Origin of the sequence: Erwinia artemisiae (assembly GCF_051400835.1) — a bacterium.
In the GTDB taxonomy this organism is placed as follows: Bacteria; Pseudomonadota; Gammaproteobacteria; order Enterobacterales; family Enterobacteriaceae; genus Erwinia; species Erwinia aeris.
Map to the genome: position 1 here is coordinate 235071 of NZ_JBLFFM010000001.1, position 17481 is coordinate 252551.

13 protein-coding genes and 1 tRNA gene are annotated in these 17481 nt (G+C 55.6%); 8 read left to right on the forward strand and 6 right to left on the reverse strand.

The features are described from left to right. The first annotated feature begins 75 nt into the window (after nucleotides 1–75). Nucleotides 76–945 (forward strand): crotonase/enoyl-CoA hydratase family protein, encoded by an 870-nt coding sequence (locus ACMGEE_RS01160; protein WP_253453851.1) that lies wholly within the window; start codon nucleotides 76–78, stop codon nucleotides 943–945. On the opposite strand, the gene pdeR is transcribed toward ACMGEE_RS01160, so the two are convergent. From pdeR to ACMGEE_RS01185, 5 genes are all read right to left on the reverse strand, one after another. Further along, on the reverse strand, nucleotides 942–2927 hold the full coding sequence (gene pdeR / locus ACMGEE_RS01165) for a cyclic di-GMP phosphodiesterase (RefSeq protein ID WP_253453853.1): 1986 nt from the start codon (nucleotides 2925–2927) through the stop codon (nucleotides 942–944). The two genes, ACMGEE_RS01160 and pdeR, sit on opposite strands and share 4 nt — an antisense overlap. Nucleotides 2928–3085: 158 nt before the next feature. Next, entirely contained in the window at nucleotides 3086–3376 is a 291-nt protein-coding gene (locus ACMGEE_RS01170) for a YbdD/YjiX family protein (protein ID WP_253453855.1), read from the reverse strand. Continuing rightward, a complete protein-coding gene (locus ACMGEE_RS01175) occupies nucleotides 3369–5435 on the reverse strand; it encodes a carbon starvation CstA family protein (protein WP_253453857.1) in 2067 nt (688 codons plus the stop codon). The genes ACMGEE_RS01170 and ACMGEE_RS01175 overlap by 8 nt, the downstream gene beginning before the upstream one ends. Before the next feature lie 172 nt (nucleotides 5436–5607). Next, on the reverse strand, nucleotides 5608–7542 hold the full coding sequence (locus ACMGEE_RS01180) for an exoribonuclease II (RefSeq protein ID WP_301251650.1): 1935 nt from the start codon (nucleotides 7540–7542) through the stop codon (nucleotides 5608–5610). 244 nt (nucleotides 7543–7786) lie between these two features. Continuing rightward, on the reverse strand, nucleotides 7787–10093 hold the full coding sequence (locus ACMGEE_RS01185) for an FdhF/YdeP family oxidoreductase (RefSeq protein ID WP_253453861.1): 2307 nt from the start codon (nucleotides 10091–10093) through the stop codon (nucleotides 7787–7789). 285 nt (nucleotides 10094–10378) lie between these two features. Here ACMGEE_RS01185 and ACMGEE_RS01190 point away from each other — a divergent pair, with 285 nt between their 5' ends. Continuing rightward, entirely contained in the window at nucleotides 10379–11926 is a 1548-nt protein-coding gene (locus tag ACMGEE_RS01190; protein ID WP_369894825.1) for a PTS transporter subunit EIIC, read from the forward strand. Between the two features lie 45 nt (nucleotides 11927–11971). Here ACMGEE_RS01190 and ACMGEE_RS01195 read toward each other — a convergent pair whose 3' ends face one another. Then, nucleotides 11972–12481, reverse strand: coding sequence for an SRPBCC family protein (locus ACMGEE_RS01195; RefSeq protein ID WP_436829498.1), 510 nt, complete (start codon nucleotides 12479–12481; stop codon nucleotides 11972–11974). Nucleotides 12482–12619: 138 nt separating this feature from the next. Here ACMGEE_RS01195 and ACMGEE_RS01200 point away from each other — a divergent pair, with 138 nt between their 5' ends. From ACMGEE_RS01200 to ACMGEE_RS01225, 6 genes are all read left to right on the forward strand, one after another. Then, entirely contained in the window at nucleotides 12620–13528 is a 909-nt protein-coding gene (locus ACMGEE_RS01200) for a LysR family transcriptional regulator (RefSeq protein ID WP_301251717.1), read from the forward strand. Between the two features lie 377 nt (nucleotides 13529–13905). Further along, entirely contained in the window at nucleotides 13906–14070 is a 165-nt protein-coding gene (locus ACMGEE_RS01205) for a con-10 family general stress protein (protein WP_301251651.1), read from the forward strand. 390 nt (nucleotides 14071–14460) lie between these two features. Beyond that, entirely contained in the window at nucleotides 14461–15168 is a 708-nt protein-coding gene (locus ACMGEE_RS01210; RefSeq protein WP_253453868.1) for a DJ-1/PfpI family protein, read from the forward strand. A gap of 299 nt (nucleotides 15169–15467) precedes the next feature. Further along, nucleotides 15468–15770, forward strand: coding sequence for a hypothetical protein (locus tag ACMGEE_RS01215; RefSeq protein ID WP_253453870.1), 303 nt, complete (start codon nucleotides 15468–15470; stop codon nucleotides 15768–15770). 987 nt (nucleotides 15771–16757) lie between these two features. Beyond that, a tRNA-OTHER gene (locus ACMGEE_RS01220) sits at nucleotides 16758–16833 on the forward strand. A 201-nt stretch (nucleotides 16834–17034) separates the two neighbouring features. Further along, nucleotides 17035–17418: a hypothetical protein gene (locus ACMGEE_RS01225; protein WP_253453872.1), complete on the forward strand. Its 384-nt coding sequence runs from the start codon at nucleotides 17035–17037 to the stop codon at nucleotides 17416–17418. Nucleotides 17419–17481: the final 63 nt, after the last annotated feature.

Genomic DNA, 17481 nt, shown 5'->3' on the forward strand with positions numbered 1-17481 from the left:
GAAAGTACAGCCGTCTCGCACTCTGCATTACGCTTGGAGCGCGCTTAAGCGCACCCATAAACAGAGGATGAGAATATGACCGTAATTAATCAGACCACCTGCCGGCTGTTTAGCGAAGCTGGACAAACCACTCAGCTTTCCGCCTACTACGAAGAAGGACGACGCACGTTATGGATGATGCTACGCGCGCAGCCGCGCCCCAGCTTTAACCATGAGCTTATCGAAGAGATAATGAACCTTAGCTATGCCGCGCAGCGTTCCGGCTTGCCCATCGACTTTTGGGTAACCGGCTCGCTGGTGCCGACGATGTTTAATGCGGGCGGCGACCTCGGATTTTTTGTGGAATGCATTAAAAACGGGCGTCGTGAAGCGCTGCGGGCCTACGCGCGCGCCTGCGTGGACTGCATTCATGCGGCGGCGCGCGGGTTTGATACCGGCGCGGTGACCATCGCCATGATCGAGGGCAGCGCGCTGGGCGGCGGCTTTGAGGCCGCGCTGGCGCACCACTTTATCCTGGCGCAGGACACGGCGCGCATGGGCTTCCCGGAAATTGCGTTCAACCTGTTTCCGGGCATGGGCGGCTATTCGCTGGTGGCCCGGCGTTCGGGCATGAAGCTGGCGGAAGAGCTGATCTGCGAAGGAGAGTCGCATTCGGCGGAATGGTTCGAAACGCGAGGGTTGGTCGATCGGCTGTTCCAGCCGGGCGAGGGCTACCAGACTACCCGTACCTTTATCGACACGATGAAACCGAAACTCAACGGCGTCAGAGCGATGTTAAAGGCGCGTCAGCGAGTATTGCAGCTGACGCGGGCAGAGCTGATGGATATCACCGAAGATTGGGTGGAATTCGCCTTTTCTATCGAACCCAAGGATATAGCCTATATGGAAAGGCTGGTACAGCTGCAGAACCGCCACAGCGCGCAGGTTATGCGTAAAGCGGGTTAAGCTCCGGCGTAACGTTTTGCCAGCCATTGCTCCAGCGCGTCTGCGGGCATAGGCCTGGCGTATAAAAATCCCTGGCGAGCGTCCACACCGCTCGCCATTATAAATGTCTCTTCCTCTGTCGTTTCGATACCTTCCGCGATAACCTGCAAATTCAACGCCTTCGCGACCGCGACAATCGCCCGCACCAGCGATTGTGAAACCGGTTGACTGTTAACACCGCGAATAAAGCTTTGATCCAGCTTGATGGCGTTAATCGGCACGCGCGCCAGCTGCGAAAGGGAGGAGTAACCGGTGCCGAAATCGTCCAGATGCACTTCCGCTCCCAGCGCCTGGAACTGATTCATCAGCGTCAACGCCTGCTGCTCGTTTTCAATCAGGCAGCTTTCGGTCAGCTCAATATCCAGCGGGCAGCTCGCCAGGTTCGCTTTGCCCAGCGCGCGCTTCAGATCGATATAGATGCTTTCATCAAGCAGCTGGCGCGGCGAGACGTTAACGGCCACGCGCAGGTTGATGCCTTTTTTGCGCCAGGCCAGGATCTGTTCAAGCGCGGTCAGCATGACCCAGCGGCCCAGCGGCACGATCAGCCCCGACTCTTCGGCATAGGAGATAAAGTCCGCCGGTGAAACCAGCCCGCGTTCCGGCGACACCCAGCGTACCAGCGCCTCTACGCTGTGCACTTCACCGGCCCGATCCAGCTTGGGCTGATAGTGGATAATCAGCTGATCCTGCTCCAGCGCCTTGCGAAGATTGGTATCCAGCCAGAGATATTCAAATACCCGCTGATTCATTTCAGCCGCAAAAATGCAGTACTTGCCGCGCCCGTTCTCTTTTGCCGTATACATGGCCGTATCCGCATTGCGGATCAGGCTCTCGCGATCTTCGCCATGCTGCGGACTCAGCGCGATGCCGATAGAGCAGCCGGAATAGACTTCAATCAGCCCGATGCGGAAGGGCTGTCTGAGCCTGTCGAGAATGCGCGTAGCCATCGCTTCCAGCTCTTGCTGCGTCGCGCCGACCGCCAGCACCAGGAATTCGTCGCCGCCCAGGCGCGCCAGCGTCTGGTTCTTTGCCAGGCAGCTTAAGATAGCCAGCGACACCGCTTTTAACAGCTGGTCGCCGAACATATGGCCATAGGCGTCGTTAACCTTCTTGAAATTATCCAGGTCGAGATAGACGATACCGATCTGCTGCTGCACCTCTTCCGCCAGCGCTTCTGCGATAGCGTTATTGATCGCATTACGATTGGGCAGGCCGGTAATGCCGTCGGTGTTCGCCAGTACCCGCAGACGCTCCTGCGCCCGTCGCTCTTCGGTAATATCGGTGCCGGAGCAGATCAGGAAGATTTCATTTTTCCCGCTGCCGCTGTGGACAAACTTGTTTCGGAAAAGAAACAAACGCTGTCCCTGACGGGTTTTCACCCATCTTTCCACTTCGTAAGAGTTGCCGTCGCGGAAAAAACCGCTGATGTTGCGACGTGACGAAGCCGCCTCCTGGCGGGTCATAAATAGTTGGAAGACGTTGCGGCCGATAACTTCCTGCTCTTTCAGCCCGGTATACTCCTCGCTTTTGCGGTTAAAGCGCTGAATATTGCCGCGCTGGTCCAGGATAACGATCACCGAGTTGGCTTCCGACACCACCTGTTCGGCAAACGAAAGGCCCAGCGCCAGATCGCGCGCCACGCTTGCGGTATCGCCCCAGGCGGAGGCGCTGCCCGCCCATTCGGTCTGGTTAACGCGGCGGCCAACCAGATGCATGGAAAGCGGCTCGCCATACAGCGACACCGTCAGGTTCACGCTGGAGGTGATCACGGTCATCGCGCGCAGCAGGCTCGCCTGCGTAGGCGTTAAGGGGATAACGACGTGCGTATCGGCCGATTCATCCTCTGCAAATAAAAGCGCATCGCTGTCGGACTTTAAACGCCAATGAGGGCTGTTAGTACCAAACCAGGTATAAAGTAGTGATTGCCCTTGCTCATCGGTCATCAGATTTCTCCCTGGAGGATGCAATACAGGCTGTATCTTCTTATTTTAGCAACAGTATTCGGCAAACAGGATAATCACAAGCGCAATGTTTAAGATATTTTTTATGTCGGAAATTAACTATGGCGAAAAAAGCCCCGACCGCGCGATCGGGGCGGAGATCAGCAGGGACATTTTCCGACTTTTCCCGCCACGGAAGGAAAGCGGGCTTCCAGGCAGTAGCGGTGAAACTCTTTCTCCGTCATGGCCTTATTAGCGGGATGATGCTGCTGCATATGTCGCAGGTAGGTTTGATAGTCCTGAACGCCAACCATCAGGCGAAAACACTGCGCCAGCCGCGACATTAACAAACGTAACGTTAGTGATTCTTTTAATACCGTTGTGGCTAAAGGTCGACAGCGGATCACCTGAAGCCGGTTTCTTGCAGGTCGGGAAAAAATCGCTCTAGCCATGACGCGCCTCGCTTCGCAGGGAAATATCGGCTTCGTGCACCGTCGGACTTTGACTGTTTAATGCGCGACGAATGACGAAAAAAGCCGCGATAAGCATGGTAACGGCAACCAGCATAAAAAAGGCGCAGAGCGCGGCGTTGATCTGATTGCTGAACACGATAGTCTGCATATCCGCTACAGTTTTGGCTGGCGCGATAATCATGCCGTCCTCAATGCCTTTAGAAAACTTTCTGGCCTGAGCAAGAAAGCCAATGGCCGGTTTTTCGTGGAAAATCTTCTGCCAGCCTGCATACATTGAGGTGATAAAAAGCCACGCCGTCGGCAGGATGGTCACCCAGGCGTAACGCTGTTTTTTCATCTTAAACAGGACAACGGTGCCGAGGATCAGCGCCATTGAGGCCAGCATCTGATTACCGATGCCGAACAGCGGCCACAGCGTGTTGATGCCGCCAAGCGGATCGACCACGCCCTGATAGACAAAGAACCCCCAGCCCGCTACCGCCACGGTGGTGCCCGCCATATTGCCCAGCCAGGAACGGTTGTTCGCCAGCGACGGCACCACGGTGCCCACCAGATCCTGCACCATAAACCGGCAGGCGCGGGTGCCCGCATCCACGGCGGTCAGAATAAACAGCGCCTCAAACAGAATGGCAAAGTGATACCAGAACGCCATCATGGCGCGGCTGTTAAACACTTCGGTAATGATATGCGCCATGCCTACGGCAAAAGTAGGCGCGCCGCCGGCACGAGAAAGGATAGTGCCTTCGCCAACATCTCTGGCGATGCCGCTCAGCATTTCCGGCGTCACCACAAAGCCCCAGCCGTTAATAGCCTGCGAGGCGGATTCTACCGTGGTGCCGATCAGCGCTGCAGGCGAGTTCATGGCGAAATAGACGCCTGGCTCAATGACCGAAGCGCAGATCAGCGCCATAATCGCGACAAACGACTCCATCAGCATCGCGCCGTAGCCAATCATGCGGATATGGCTTTCACGTTCAATCAGCTTGGGCGTGGTGCCGCTGGAGACCAGCGCGTGAAAGCCGGAGATAGCGCCGCAGGCGATAGTGATAAACAGGAAAGGAAATAGGCTGCCGGCGAACACCGGGCCGCTGCCGTCAATAAAACGCGTCACGGCGGGCATTTTCATCTCCGGCATGGCAAACAAAATGCCGATAGCCAGACCAACGATCACGCCGATTTTCAGGAAGGTGGAAAGGTAATCGCGCGGCGCCAGCAGCAGCCACACCGGCAGCACGGAAGCGACAAAACCGTAAATAACTAACACCCAGGTCAGCGTAGTGCCTTTGAGGGTAAAAAACGGTCCCCAAAACTCGTGTTGCGCGATGTTGCCGCCGTAGATAATTGCCGCCATCATCAGCACAAAACCAATCAGCGATACTTCTGCGATTTTTCCCGGACGCAGAAAGCGCATATAAATCCCCATAAACAGGGCAATAGGGATGGTGGCCGCGATAGTAAACAATCCCCAGGGGCTGTTGGCCAGCGCTTTGACCACCACCAGCGCCAGCGCGGAAAGAATAATGATCATTACGCCCAGCGCGCCCAGCATGGTTACAACGCCCGCGAACGCGCCCAGCTCCTGTTTCGCCATTTCGCCCAGCGAGCGGCCGTCGCGGCGGGTGGAGATAAACAGGATCAGGAAATCCTGTACCGCACCCGCAAGCATTACGCCGATCAGGATCCACAGCGTGCCGGGCAAAAAGCCCATTTGCGCCGCCAGAATCGGGCCGACCAGCGGGCCGGCGCCGGCGATAGCGGCAAAATGGTGGCCGAACAGTACCCATTTATTGGTGGGCACGTAGTCCAGCCCGTCGTTGAGCCTTTCGGCGGGAGTGAGCCGACGGTCGTCCAGTTCGAACACGTTTTTGGCGATAAAGCGGCTGTAGAACCGCCATGCGATGCTGTAGCAGGCCACGGCGGCCACCACCAGCCAGAGCGCGTTAACCTGTTCACCGCGGCTGAGCGCCAGCATGGCGAAGGCGATCGCGCCGACTATCGCCACGCCGGCCCAGACAATGGCCGATTTTACCTTGATCATCACAATACTCCTTGTTATCTCCCAGCGAGATAACGCTAAAGTAATGTTGATATTTTGTTAGTGAAAGCAGGGGGAATAAGAAGTGTGAGGCAAGAGGTTTTTTTCTCCGCGCGACCTCAGAGAGCAAGGGCGACAGAAGCAGGCGGGACAGGGCGTCCCGCCTGACAGAGCATCAGGCTGCCGGACGAGCCACGATGCTACGGGTTTCCATCCGCACTTCTGCGATGGTCACTTCGATCAGATCGGTCACGCGATAAACCACTTCGCCTTTGATCTGCACCGTGCCGCTTTCCTGGCTGCATACCATCTCATCACGTACCGCGTGAATAAACGGCGCAGGGATAAAGGCAACGGCGCCGTTAGCGGTCAGGCGCACGCGCATGCCGCCGCGAGACACATCGATAATCTCCGCCGCAAAGCGCTCGTCGGTGCCCGCCGCTTTCTGCAGGAAACGGGAATAGAGCCAGTCGCCCACGTCACGCTCTGCCATACGGTTCAGGCGGCGGCGCTCGCTCATCTTCACGGTAATCTCATCCTGCGGACGGGAAGCCGCTTCGCCTTTGATCATCGCTTTCAGCAGGCGATGGTTGATCATATCGCCGTACTTACGAATAGGCGACGTCCAGGTCGCATAGGCTTCCAGTCCCAGCCCGAAGTGCGGACCAGGCTCGATGCCGATTTCGGCGAACGACTGGAAACGACGGATGCGGCTGTCCAGGAACTGGGTCGGCTGCGCGTCCAGTTCGCGACGCAGCACGCGGAAACCTTCCAGCGTGGCGATAGCCTGCGGATCGACCTTCACGCCGTGGTTTTCCAGCACGCTGGCGGCCTGCTCGGCGTTCACCAGGTCAAAACCGAGGTGAATGTTGTAGATCCCGAAGCCCAGCTTCTCGCGCAGCACGGTGGCAGCGCAGATGTTGGCGGTGATCATCGCTTCTTCCACGATGCGGTTAGCGATGCGGCGATGTTCAGCAACGATATCCAGCACTTCGCCTTTTTCGCCCAGCAGGAAGCGGAAGTCAGGGCGATCTTTAAACACCAGCGCGTGGGTTTTACGCCACTCGCCGCGCGCCAGGCACAGCTTGTGCAGCAGACGGATCTGGGTAGCGATCGCGTCGTTTTCCGGCTGCCAGTCGCCGCTGTTTTCCAGCCAGTCGGAAACCTGGTCGTAAACCAGCTTGGCTTTGGATTCAATCCAGGCCGCGAAGAAGTGGATATCTTCGCCCAGCGTGCCGTCGGCCGCTACCGTTACGCGGCAGGCAAGCACCGGACGGCGCTCGTTGGGACGCAGCGAGCAGACGTCATCGGAAAGCTGGCGCGGCAGCATCGGAATGTTAAAGCCCGGCAGGTAGTTGGTGAACGCGCGCTCGGCGGCAATAGCATCCAGCTCGCTGTTCGCCGCCACGTAAGCGGTCGGATCGGCGATAGCGATAGTCAGGCGCAGCTGGCCTTCCGGTAATGCTTCTACGTACAGCGCATCGTCCATATCTTCCGTGCTGGCGCTGTCGATGGTAACAAAATCCAGCGCGGTCAGATCTTCGCGCTCAAGCTGCTCGTCAAGCATCTCGCCAGCCACGGCTTCCGGCGCTTCGCGCTCCAGATTGTGGCGGGAAAGCGTCACCCACCACGGCGCCAGATGGTCGTCAGCGGTGGTGATAAAAGCGGTCAGCTCGGCGTAGAAAGTGCGATCGCCTTTCAGCGGATGGCGCTTCATCTCGGCCACGGCCCAGTCGCCAGCCTGGAATTCATGATTCAGGTTGCGGTCGGGACGGCACTGAATAGCGTCTTTGAGCAGTGGATGATCGGGCACGATAGAAAGGCGATCGTCTTTCTTCTGCACGCGGCCGACAAAACGCGTCAGGAAAGGCTCAACAAGTTTTTCCGGATCGGCGACTTCACGATCCTTATCGGTTTGCAGCACGGCAACAATGCGGTCACCGTGCATCACTTTTTTCATGAACGGCGGCGGAATGAAATAGCTTTTCTGGGCATCAACTTCCAGAAAGCCGAAGCCTTTTTCGGTGCCTTTTACCACCCCTTCAACACGCGGCGTCTGGGAGTGGAGTTTCTCTTTGAGCTGCGCGAGCAGCGGGTTATCCTGGAACATAATCTCAACGTTTTCGTGGCCTAAGAGCGGCAGACAGTTTTACGCGATTAACCGCCCCGCGGCAAGTAAAAAGCCCGGAAAATCGCGGGCTTTGCGAGGCTGTGCGCTGAATTGTCGCGCTTTTTTTGGCACGGGCTGGCGGCGGCAAAAGGGCGGAAGAATTTTCCAGCCGCGAATGCCTGTCGCCAGCCGTAAGAAATAAAAAAGCCGGGAAAATCCCGGCCTGGTGTTAGCGCATTGTGACTCAGGCGATACGCAAGCCTGGCTTCACTTCGGACAGGGTGATTTTCACCGGCACCGATTTAGACGTTGGCGTGCCGCTGCCGTCGCCAAAGCTGGAAAGCGGCACCAGCGGGTTGGTTTCCGGATAGTAGGCCGCCAGGTTGCCTTTTGGAATGTTGTAAGGCACCAGCTTGAACTCACTGACTTTACGGGTGATCCCGTCGTTCCACAGCGTTTCGATATCCACCTTGTCGCCCGCCGCAAAGCCCAGACGCGCCATATCTTCCGGATGGATAAACAACACTTCGCGCTGGCCATACACGCCACGGTAGCGGTCATCAAGGCCGTAAATCGTGGTGTTGTACTGGTCGTGCGAGCGCAGCGTTTGCAGCGTAAACGGCACTTCCACATCCAGCTGCGGGAACAGCGAGTCCGGCAGGCTGGCGGCGCTGAACTGCGCTTTATTGTTCAGCGTATTGAAACGGAACTCTGCCGCGGCGTTGCCCAGATAGAAACCGCCCTTGATATCGCACTTAGCGTTGAAATCCGTAAAGCCCGGAATGGTAGCGGCGATATGGTCGCGGATCAGATTGTAATCCGCTGCCAGGCCCAGCCAGTCCACTTTTTCCGAACCCAGCACGGCGTGCGCGATACCGGCAACGATCGCCGTTTCGGAACGCTGCGTCTCGGCGATAGGCTTGCCCACGCCTTCAGAGGCGTGAACCATGCTGAAGGAGTCTTCCACGGTGATAAACTGCGGGCCGGTCGCCTGGATATCCTGCTCGGTACGCCCCAGCGTCGGCAGGATCAGCGCGTCAACGGCACCAGGACACAGGTGGCTGCGGTTCAGCTTGGTGCTGATCTGCACGGTCAGGCCGCAGCGACGCAGCGCCTCTTCGGTGCGCGGGCTGTCCGGCGCGGCGGCGGCCAGGTTGCCGCCCAGCGCGATCAGCACTTTGATCTCGTCACGCAGCATCGCTTCCAGCGCTTCAACCGTGTTGTGACCGATTTCGCGCGGTGGCTCAAAGCCAAAGTGTTTGCCCAGGCTGTCGAGGAAGGCCTGAGAAGGCTTCTCGTCAATGCCCATGGTGCGGTTGCCCTGCACGTTGCTGTGGCCGCGAACCGGGCAAAGGCCTGCGCCTTTTTTGCCCAGCTGGCCAAACAGCAGCTGCAGGTTAACGATCTCGCGCACCGTATCCACAGAATGCTTGTGCTGCGTGATGCCCATCGCCCAGGTACAGATCACGCGCTCGGCGCTCTGGTAGATAGCGGCCGCTTCACGGATCTGCTGTTCGGTCAGTCCGGACTGCTGAACGATATGCGACCATTCCGTCGCCTCGACGGCAGCCAGGTAAGCTTCCATGCCTTCGGTTTTGGCATTGATAAAGACTTCATCAAACAGGCCAGGTTCGCCAGCAGCCAGACGGGCATAATGCGTTTCCGCCAGCGCTTTCACCATGCCGCGCACCGCTGCCATATCACCGCCGAGGTTCGGCTGATAATAGGTAGAGCTGATGGTGCCCGCTTTACTGGTTACCACTTCCAGCGGCTTCTGCGGATCCGCAAAGCGCTCCAGGCCACGTTCGCGCAGCGTGTTGAAGGTCACGATTTTTGCACCGTGATCGGCGGCGTGACGCAGGCTGTGCAGCATACGCGGGTGGTTGGTGCCGGGGTTCTGGCCGAAAACAAAAATAGCGTCCGCATGATCGAAATCATCCAGGCGAATAGTGCCTTTGCCCACGCCGATGCTGCGCTTCAGGCCGGTGCCGCTGGCCTCGTGGCACATATTCGAGCAGTCCGGGAAGTTATTGCTGCCGTTCATACGGCCAAACAGCTGATAAAGCCAGGAGGCTTCGTTGCTGGCGCGGCCAGAGGTGTAAAGCTCCATCTGGTCAGGATTGTCCATCGCCTTGATATGGCGGGCGATCAGGGCAAACGCGTCGTCCCAGCTGATGGGCTCGTAATGGTCGGTTTCACGATTGTAGCGTAGCGGCTCGGTCAGGCGACCCTGATATTCCAGGAAGTAGTCGCTCTGCTTATAGAGGGCGGAAACGCTGTGTTGAGCAAAGAAGCTGGCGTCGATAAAGCGGCGCGTCGCTTCCCAGGTCACGGCCTTGGCGCCGTTTTCACAAAAGCTGAAGGTGCTTTTGTTATCGTCGCCCCAGGCGCAGCCGGGACAGTCAAAGCCTTTGGCTTTGTTCATGCGCATCAGGTTGCGCATATTTTTCAGAACTTGTTTGCTGTCAAAAACGAAACGGGTTGTCGCTTCCAGTGATCCCCAGCCGCCCGCCGCCGCCTGGTAGGGTTTTATTGCAGTTTTAAATTTCATAGTGCTTCGCAGGTGGTTACAATGTTTTTGTCTTGTTAAGAAGTTATTACTTCTTTTATCGGCACAGTCTGTGACTTCTTAACAAAATTGTCTAATTGATTGCTTTAATCATGCGATAGGTGGGGTTTATCGCTAAAGCGTGAGACATATCAAAGAATCATACGGAAGCATATGCATTTCTCCGCGTCCCGTCTTGCGCTGGATCATACTCAGGCTTTCAGCCGGAAAGACGAGGGGCCTGTGAAAGAATTTGCCAGTAAAATTCATGCTTTCGGCAAAGCGCTGATGATGCCGATCTCCGTTATCGCCGCCGCCGGTATCTTTCTGGGCGTGGCGGCCGCGCTGCAAAACCCGGCGATAACCGGCGATGCGTTTGCCAGCCTGCACGTTCCACAGCTGATTATTGGCTTTATCCGCAAGGTGGCGGGCGCGCTGTTTGCCAATCTGCCGCTCTTTTTTGCCGTTGCCAGCGCGATTGGCCTGGCGAAAGCGGAAAAGCCGACCGCCGCCTTTGCTGCCGTTATCGGCTTTATCGCCATGCATGTCGGCGTCAGCGCCACGCTTGCGGCGCAGGGATTGACGGCGGCTACGACCACGCCGGAAGCGCTGCAGGCGAAAGGCATGGAGCAAACGGCCGCCATGATGACCTCGGCGGAATATATCCCGATGCTGGGTATCTTTACCTATAACATGAGCGTGCTGGGCGGCGTTATTGCCGGTTTGCTGACCGCGACCATTCATAACCGCTTCTATACCACGCAGCTGCCTACCGCTATCAGCTTCTTCGGCGGGCGACGTTTTGTGCCGATCGTGACCGTGCTGGTGCTGCCGCTGGTGGGCGTGCTGCTGGCGGCGATCTGGCCCACTATCGGCGCCGGTATCGCCTGGGTTGGCGAGCTAATCGGCAAAAGCGGGCAGTATGGGGCTTTCTTATATGGCACCAGCGAACGCCTGCTTATCCCTACCGGCCTGCATCATATCCTTAACGAAACGGTGCGCTTCACGCCTATTGGTGGCGTCGCTACCGTGGATAATCAGACCATCGTGGGCGCGCTGAATATCTTTAATACCGCGCTGACCCATCCCGGCTCCGTACCGGATGACATTATCAGAAACGCCACGCAGTTCCTGGCGCAGGGAAAAATCCCGGTGATGATGTTTGGCCTGCCGGCGGCCGCGCTGGCGATCTATCACTGTGCGAGGCCGGAGCACAAGCAGCGGGTCAAAGCGCTGATGCTGGCGGGCGCGCTCACTTCGTTTACGACCGGCATCACCGAGCCGCTGGAATTCTGCTTTATCTTTGTTTCGCCCATTCTTTATCTGCTGCACGCGCTCCTTAGCGGCCTGTCTTTTATGCTGATGTCGATGCTGCACCTGATGATCGGCAATATTCAGGGCGGCGCTATCGATCTCGTGGTGTTTGGTATTCTTGGCGGCAGCAAAACTCAATGGTGGTGGACGCTGGTGCTTGGCGCCATCTACGTGCCGGTTTACTACTACGGTTTTCGCTTTGTTATCCTGCGTATGCGGGTAGAAACGCCGGGCAGGGAAGCGGAAGAGACGGAGCCGGAAAGCAAAACGGTCGCGGCCGATCAGCGTATTCGGGTGATCATTAGCGGACTGGGCGGCGAAGGCAATATAGAGGACGTCGATTGCTGCTTTACCCGACTGCGGGTGCGGGTAAAAGAGATGAAAGAGGTCGTCGATCAAACGCTGATGACCACGGGCGCCAACGGCATCAACCGCGTCAGCGACCACGATATCCAGGTCATTTACGGGCCGCAGGTTGAAAAAATCGCCAGCGAGGTGAAAGCTGCCCTGGGCGTGGCCTGACTGCTGCCGTCCCTGGCAGGCCGCATTTACAGAACGTTCGCCGTGTCAGGCTTTCCGGGCGAGGGCGGCGGCGACCAGGCCATCCAGCCATGCCTGATGGCCGTTAATCATCGGGTTTGGCGTGGTTTTCGCCAGTGCTTTAGCCGGATGGCCGTTCTGGGTTTCCTGGGTCAGGATACGTACGCGTCCGCCGGCCAAATCTTCCAGCAGCCAGGCATGATGCACATCCAGCCGCGTTTCGCCTTCGCCGGACCAGCCATGCCACGCCACGCGCGCCGGTTCGCCGGTGGATGGCGCTACGCATTCAGTTACCTGCGCCTCGACAGGAAAACCAAAAGTCGTGAAGTAGAAACGCACCTCCTGCGCCAGCTGCGGACCTTTACCGTGACAGAAACGAATATCAGCAACATTTTCATAATAGGTTGACCACAGCGCTGGGGTATTCAACAGCGGCCAGACTTCCGCCGTGGACAGACCTGCCACAATAACCTCGTTCGAGGCGAAGTTATCACAAAAACCCGGAATATAGCCTTCAGGCCAGATAATAGCGTTCATTAGTCACCCATAAAAACAGAGCACAGCGCCAGTCGCTGTTGGTAAAGCGAGTATGCGGAGAGTGCTGATATAAGGCTAATCAGGGTTTGTTATTACTGATATCATGAAGAATGATATCTAAAGGGGAAGCGAAGCGAGATGAAAACGGATATCCGCACAATGGATTTGAATCTGTTGAAAACCCTGGATGCATTGTTGGATGAACGCAGCGTTACGCGTGCGGCAGCCAGGCTGTCGCTTACTCAGCCAGCCGTCAGCGGAATGCTGACGCGGCTGCGCGACTGTTTTGACGATCCGCTGTTCAGCCGAACGCAAAGAGGGATAGTGCCCACGCCACGCGCGCTGGAGCTGGCTGCGCCGGTGAAAAGGATCCTCAGCGAAACGGAAGCGTTATTACAAAGAAAAGTGTTTAACCCGGCCAGCGCAGAGATGACGATCACCGTCGCCGCCACGGATTATGCTTTAAAAGCGGTTATCGTGCCGTTTGTGACCGCGCTGCGTCGACAGGCACCGGGCATTCGCGTGGCTGTGGTGCCGGTTGAGGCCGGCCAGCTCGCAGATCAGCTGGCGCGGGGCGAAATCGATTTCGCCCTGGTCACGCCTGAAACCACGCCGCAGGAGCTGCACACCCGCCACCTTTTTGATGAACGCTATGTCTGCATGATGCGCAAAGATCATCCTGATGCCGGCCCCCGGCCGCTGACGTTGGACCGTTTCTGCCAGCTTGACCAGGTTCTGGTTTCTTTTACCGGGGACAGATTTTCCGGCGTGACCGATCGCGCTTTAGCGGCGTTGGGACGCGAAAGAAGGGTGGTCATGGCGATCAACAGCTTTCTGATGCTGCCGGAAATTTTGCAGCTCAGCGATCTGATTGCGGTAACGCCTTATCGACTGACCGTGGGCGTCGAGAAAATGGCGATACAGGCGCCGCCGCTGGTCATTCCCGGCTTTACCAAAATCCTGGCGTGGCACGACCGCACGCATCGTGACGCCGGGCACCGCTGGCTGCGAGCCTTGTTTACCGCTCTGTTCAGCGATGAGCCGTAATCAGACAGGGACAGACGGCCCTTCTGCCGTCTTGCTATTGCAATGGGTATATTTCATTACAGAGATAAAGGCTTAAGCCTGCTGTGGTTTATTAACTGTTATTTTAAAACATTATTAATAATCCTGAAAAATTATGTCATATTTTTCGCGTCTATATATTTTACTGATTTGGCTGGCTTTTTCAGGGTGCGTATGAGAAAGCCTGTTGAATATAAAATGAAACAGGCGGCCCGCCATTAAATAAGGGTTTTTTCTTGCAGCCTGACGAGAGGTTGCTATAGTTATTCATGCACGACGTTCACCGGCGTTCGGTAAAAACAGCAGTAGCCGAGCTATATTATCCGGTGAGAAATTGAATACACGAAGAGGAAGCTATTATGACTCAGCATCGTGGAAATTCCGGCAACTTCGCCGAGGATCGTGAAAAAGCATCAGAAGCAGGTAAGAAAGGCGGCCAGAGCAGCAGCGGTTCTTTCAAAAACGACCGTGATAAGGCCTCCGAAGCCGGTAAAAAAGGTGGGCAGAACAGCCACCGCAGCTAAGTAGTATGGGATGACCACAGGTAGTATCGGGCCGTTTAAATTGGCTCAACTATTAGCCGATTGATTAAGTTGGCCGAAGAAAGTAATTTAAGGTTGTCCCGTAACCGGCTAAAACCCGCATCCCTCTGTTTCAGGGGTGGCGGGTTTTTTTATGCATTATTATTAATTTCTACAACTTATTCAGAAGTGGGAGCTTCATTTTCGCTTTTGCCGATAATTTTATATCTGCATGGTTCCAGATTTGCCGCTTCGTTTATATCCTTCTTTTGGAACAGGTGGAGAAAATTCAGATCGCGAGAAAGGGCGTGCGCCGTATAAGACGGCTTTGTTACGCTTGCCGCCTGTCTGTGAATATGCGAAAAACGGACTTCATTTTTTCAGGAGAAAAGCATGTCTGCCCAAACCCTTGCCATTGGCCTTTTGCTTTACCCCGATTTAACCCAGCTCGATCTTACCGGCCCTTTTGAAGTTTTTGCCCGTGCGCCTGGCGCGCAGGTGCATCTCATCTGGAAAACGCGAGAACCGGTAGTGTCCGATCGCGGCATGGCGATCCTGCCTTCCACAACCTTTGAGGCTTGCCCAAAACTGGATGTCCTTTGCGTGCCCGGCGGCCCAGGGCAGATCGCGCTGATGGAAGACAACGATACGTTGGCATTTATCCGCCGCAAAAGCGCAGAGGTTAATTTGCTTACCTCCGTTTGTACCGGCTCGCTGGTGTTGGGCGCCGCCGGGCTTTTACAGGGACGCAAAGCGACCTGCCACTGGGGATCGCTGTCGCAGCTGGCGTTACTGGGTGCCGAGCCGGTAGGCGAGCGCGTAGTGCGGGATGGTAATCTTATCACCGGCGCTGGCGTGACTTCCGGCATCGATTTTGCGCTTAGCGTGGTGGCCGCGCTCTACGGCGACGAAATCGCTCAGGCTATCCAGCTGCAGATGGAATACGATCCTGCGCCGCCGTTTGACTGCGGCTCCCCTCGCGTGGCTTCAGCAGAGCAGGTCGCAAGAGCCAGCGCACAGGCGGCGGGATTCATTGCTAAAAGGCTGAAGGCAACGCAAAAAGCGGCATTACGGCTGAGCAATTCTGCCTGCCGGTCGTGACCGGGACCGGCAGGCAGGTGACGGCGTCACTAAAAGACGATGCTGGCTTGATATTTATTACAGCGGTAATTTACACCGGGGCCAATTCTGAATATAAGCCGGGATGTCAATAAATAAGAATAGTCTGCTTTGTCCTTAGGGTATTAATAATAAAGAGCGGCGGCCAGGCATGGCCTGATTCTGAATATAAGCGACAGAAGCATTATCAGGGTGCATTTGTTACCGAAGTATGGAATAACTGGCAACAATTTAGCAGCTAACGCTTTTCTGCCAGGCAAGGCAGGCTTACGGGGAATATAATGCAGACTGAAACCGTTCAAACCGACGAACTGGAAGGCAAAGCCCTGGAATGGGCCGTGCTTAAAGCTATAGGCGGCGCCTGGCCGAAAGGCGCGGCTACGACGTGGGACAAGGCTGGATATCTGATAAGCAATCTGAATATATTCCTGAGCAGCGGCGGCCATAAACAGATGTTTATCGCTTATCTGGACGAAAGAGCGCCCTCCGTGGGCAAAACCTTACCGGAGGCGGTGTACCGCGCCGTGGTTCACGCTTCAATAGGCAGCTGGATATCAGTGCCGGTATCAATTTTAAAGGCTTAGCCGCCGTGAAGGAATAAAGACAAAGGCGGTGAAATTAATGAGCTTTTCTATATTTTACAGTGGCACTAAAAACCTTGTATTCTGAAACCATCTTATCGCACACGGATAGTTAAGGCCTCGTGCCACTGAATACGGTTATTATAATATCTGTCCTCGCTTTAAATTAACTATCTGCTTTCTGGCTCGCTTTCAGTGTAACCTCTCTATAGAAAATATTAGCGCTTTTATCAGCACCTATTAAACCTGAACCGTGCGCGCTTTTGGTAAAAATAGCAGCTATATCATGCTCATCTCTGTGCTGACACGGACAGGTAAGGCGTTATTCAGGATTATTTATATAAAAAAAGCCCGCAGGGAGCCGCGGGCAAAAAAACGAAGTTAACTCTGTTTTGCCTCACCACCCTAAAGTAATACGCAGACCATAAAGTGATCCGAATCACATCCCGGTGGTTAAATTTTGTTCTGAGACGAATCTTATTAAGGGATGTTTACCCTGAAATGCTGCCAATACCGCCGTGCGAGCCAAAGTATGGAGAGAGGTTTAGCAGCATAAGTGCCGCCATCAGGCCACTTTAAACAGCTGTTACCGGCACGGCGGTTGGTCATCTCGCCTGAACCACAGCGCCTGGCCATCGGCTCTTAATTTGCTATTTGCTGAACCATAACTATGCTTAATCAGGTAGTCGCCAATGCGCCGCCCGACCGACGGACTGACCCTTAATCAGTGATGATAAACAGGCGCACCAAATTTCAGGCTCTGCTCAGGCAGGGCCTTTTTTCTGTCTGCGGTGTACTACACTACCAGAACATGCTCCTGCGCGAGGGACGTATCAACCCTGCTTCTCCTCAGGGAGACGGGTGAACAAGCTGCGCTAACGATTTTACCGGAACGTAACCGGAATCAGGTTACCGGAACGCAACTGGCATCAGGTTACCGGAACGTAACCGGCATCAGGTTACCGGAACGTAACCGGCATCAGGATTAAACCGCCGTTAGCTCACCTGGAGAGAGCATCAGCCACGGAGCTGAAGGTTTGGGGTTCGAATCCCTGACGGCGGTCCAGTACTTGTTCTGAAGGTCACCCTGGGTGGCCTTTTTTTACGCCTGCGCTTTATTAACCTTTTTATATAAAGGGTATTATAGGGGGATCAGCGTAAGAGATAACGTTTTGAGCGTTGTCTGTCCGTTATTGGAATAAGGTGCGCAAACAACCTGAGCCTCGCCAACGCGGGGCTTTTTTACGTCCGGAAGAAGGAGAACACTATGCTGACCGTTAAAAGTATCATCGGGGGTGTGACGCATATCTGTGAGGTGAACAATATCACTATTGCAAGACGCGGTTCGGAAACCTTCGGCTATGTTCTGACGCTGACCAAAGAGCATCCCAATCCCGATTTTGCTGAGGTAATGCCTGCTATCTATGAAAATGAAGAGAAAAGCAAAGTCTTACAGCAAGAGGCCATTATGATCAGTGAAAGGGATGGCGTACTGGTCGGGGACGCTGTAGCTGTGCTTATCAGCGAGGTGGATAGCGTGAAAATGCCTGGCCTTAAAGAAGCGGATGGAACGCTGTATCAATACATCTATCCGGGAGACAAGGTCTACGTGATGAATTCGCACGGTTCAACTATTGAGACAGTCAAATGATCAAGGTTTCCCCACAGAGAAAGCCAGGCGTTAAAGTGCGGCAGCCTAATCCAGATCGAAAAT

What these genes read in the sequence shown, in the direction of transcription:
- ACMGEE_RS01160 (WP_253453851.1), top strand. Translation starts at nt 76, where the DNA reads ATGACCGTAATTAATCAGACCACCTGCCGGCTGTTTAGCGAAGCTGGA.
- pdeR (WP_253453853.1), bottom strand. Translation starts at nt 2,927, where the DNA reads ATGACCGATGAGCAAGGGCAATCACTACTTTATACCTGGTTTGGTACT.
- ACMGEE_RS01170 (WP_253453855.1), bottom strand. Translation starts at nt 3,376, where the DNA reads ATGGCTAGAGCGATTTTTTCCCGACCTGCAAGAAACCGGCTTCAGGTG.
- ACMGEE_RS01175 (WP_253453857.1), bottom strand. Translation starts at nt 5,435, where the DNA reads ATGATCAAGGTAAAATCGGCCATTGTCTGGGCCGGCGTGGCGATAGTC.
- ACMGEE_RS01180 (WP_301251650.1), bottom strand. Translation starts at nt 7,542, where the DNA reads ATGTTCCAGGATAACCCGCTGCTCGCGCAGCTCAAAGAGAAACTCCAC.
- ACMGEE_RS01185 (WP_253453861.1), bottom strand. Translation starts at nt 10,093, where the DNA reads ATGAAATTTAAAACTGCAATAAAACCCTACCAGGCGGCGGCGGGCGGC.
- ACMGEE_RS01190 (WP_369894825.1), top strand. Translation starts at nt 10,379, where the DNA reads ATGATGCCGATCTCCGTTATCGCCGCCGCCGGTATCTTTCTGGGCGTG.
- ACMGEE_RS01195 (WP_436829498.1), bottom strand. Translation starts at nt 12,481, where the DNA reads ATGAACGCTATTATCTGGCCTGAAGGCTATATTCCGGGTTTTTGTGAT.
- ACMGEE_RS01200 (WP_301251717.1), top strand. Translation starts at nt 12,620, where the DNA reads ATGAAAACGGATATCCGCACAATGGATTTGAATCTGTTGAAAACCCTG.
- ACMGEE_RS01205 (WP_301251651.1), top strand. Translation starts at nt 13,906, where the DNA reads ATGACTCAGCATCGTGGAAATTCCGGCAACTTCGCCGAGGATCGTGAA.
- ACMGEE_RS01210 (WP_253453868.1), top strand. Translation starts at nt 14,461, where the DNA reads ATGTCTGCCCAAACCCTTGCCATTGGCCTTTTGCTTTACCCCGATTTA.
- ACMGEE_RS01215 (WP_253453870.1), top strand. Translation starts at nt 15,468, where the DNA reads ATGCAGACTGAAACCGTTCAAACCGACGAACTGGAAGGCAAAGCCCTG.
- ACMGEE_RS01225 (WP_253453872.1), top strand. Translation starts at nt 17,035, where the DNA reads ATGCTGACCGTTAAAAGTATCATCGGGGGTGTGACGCATATCTGTGAG.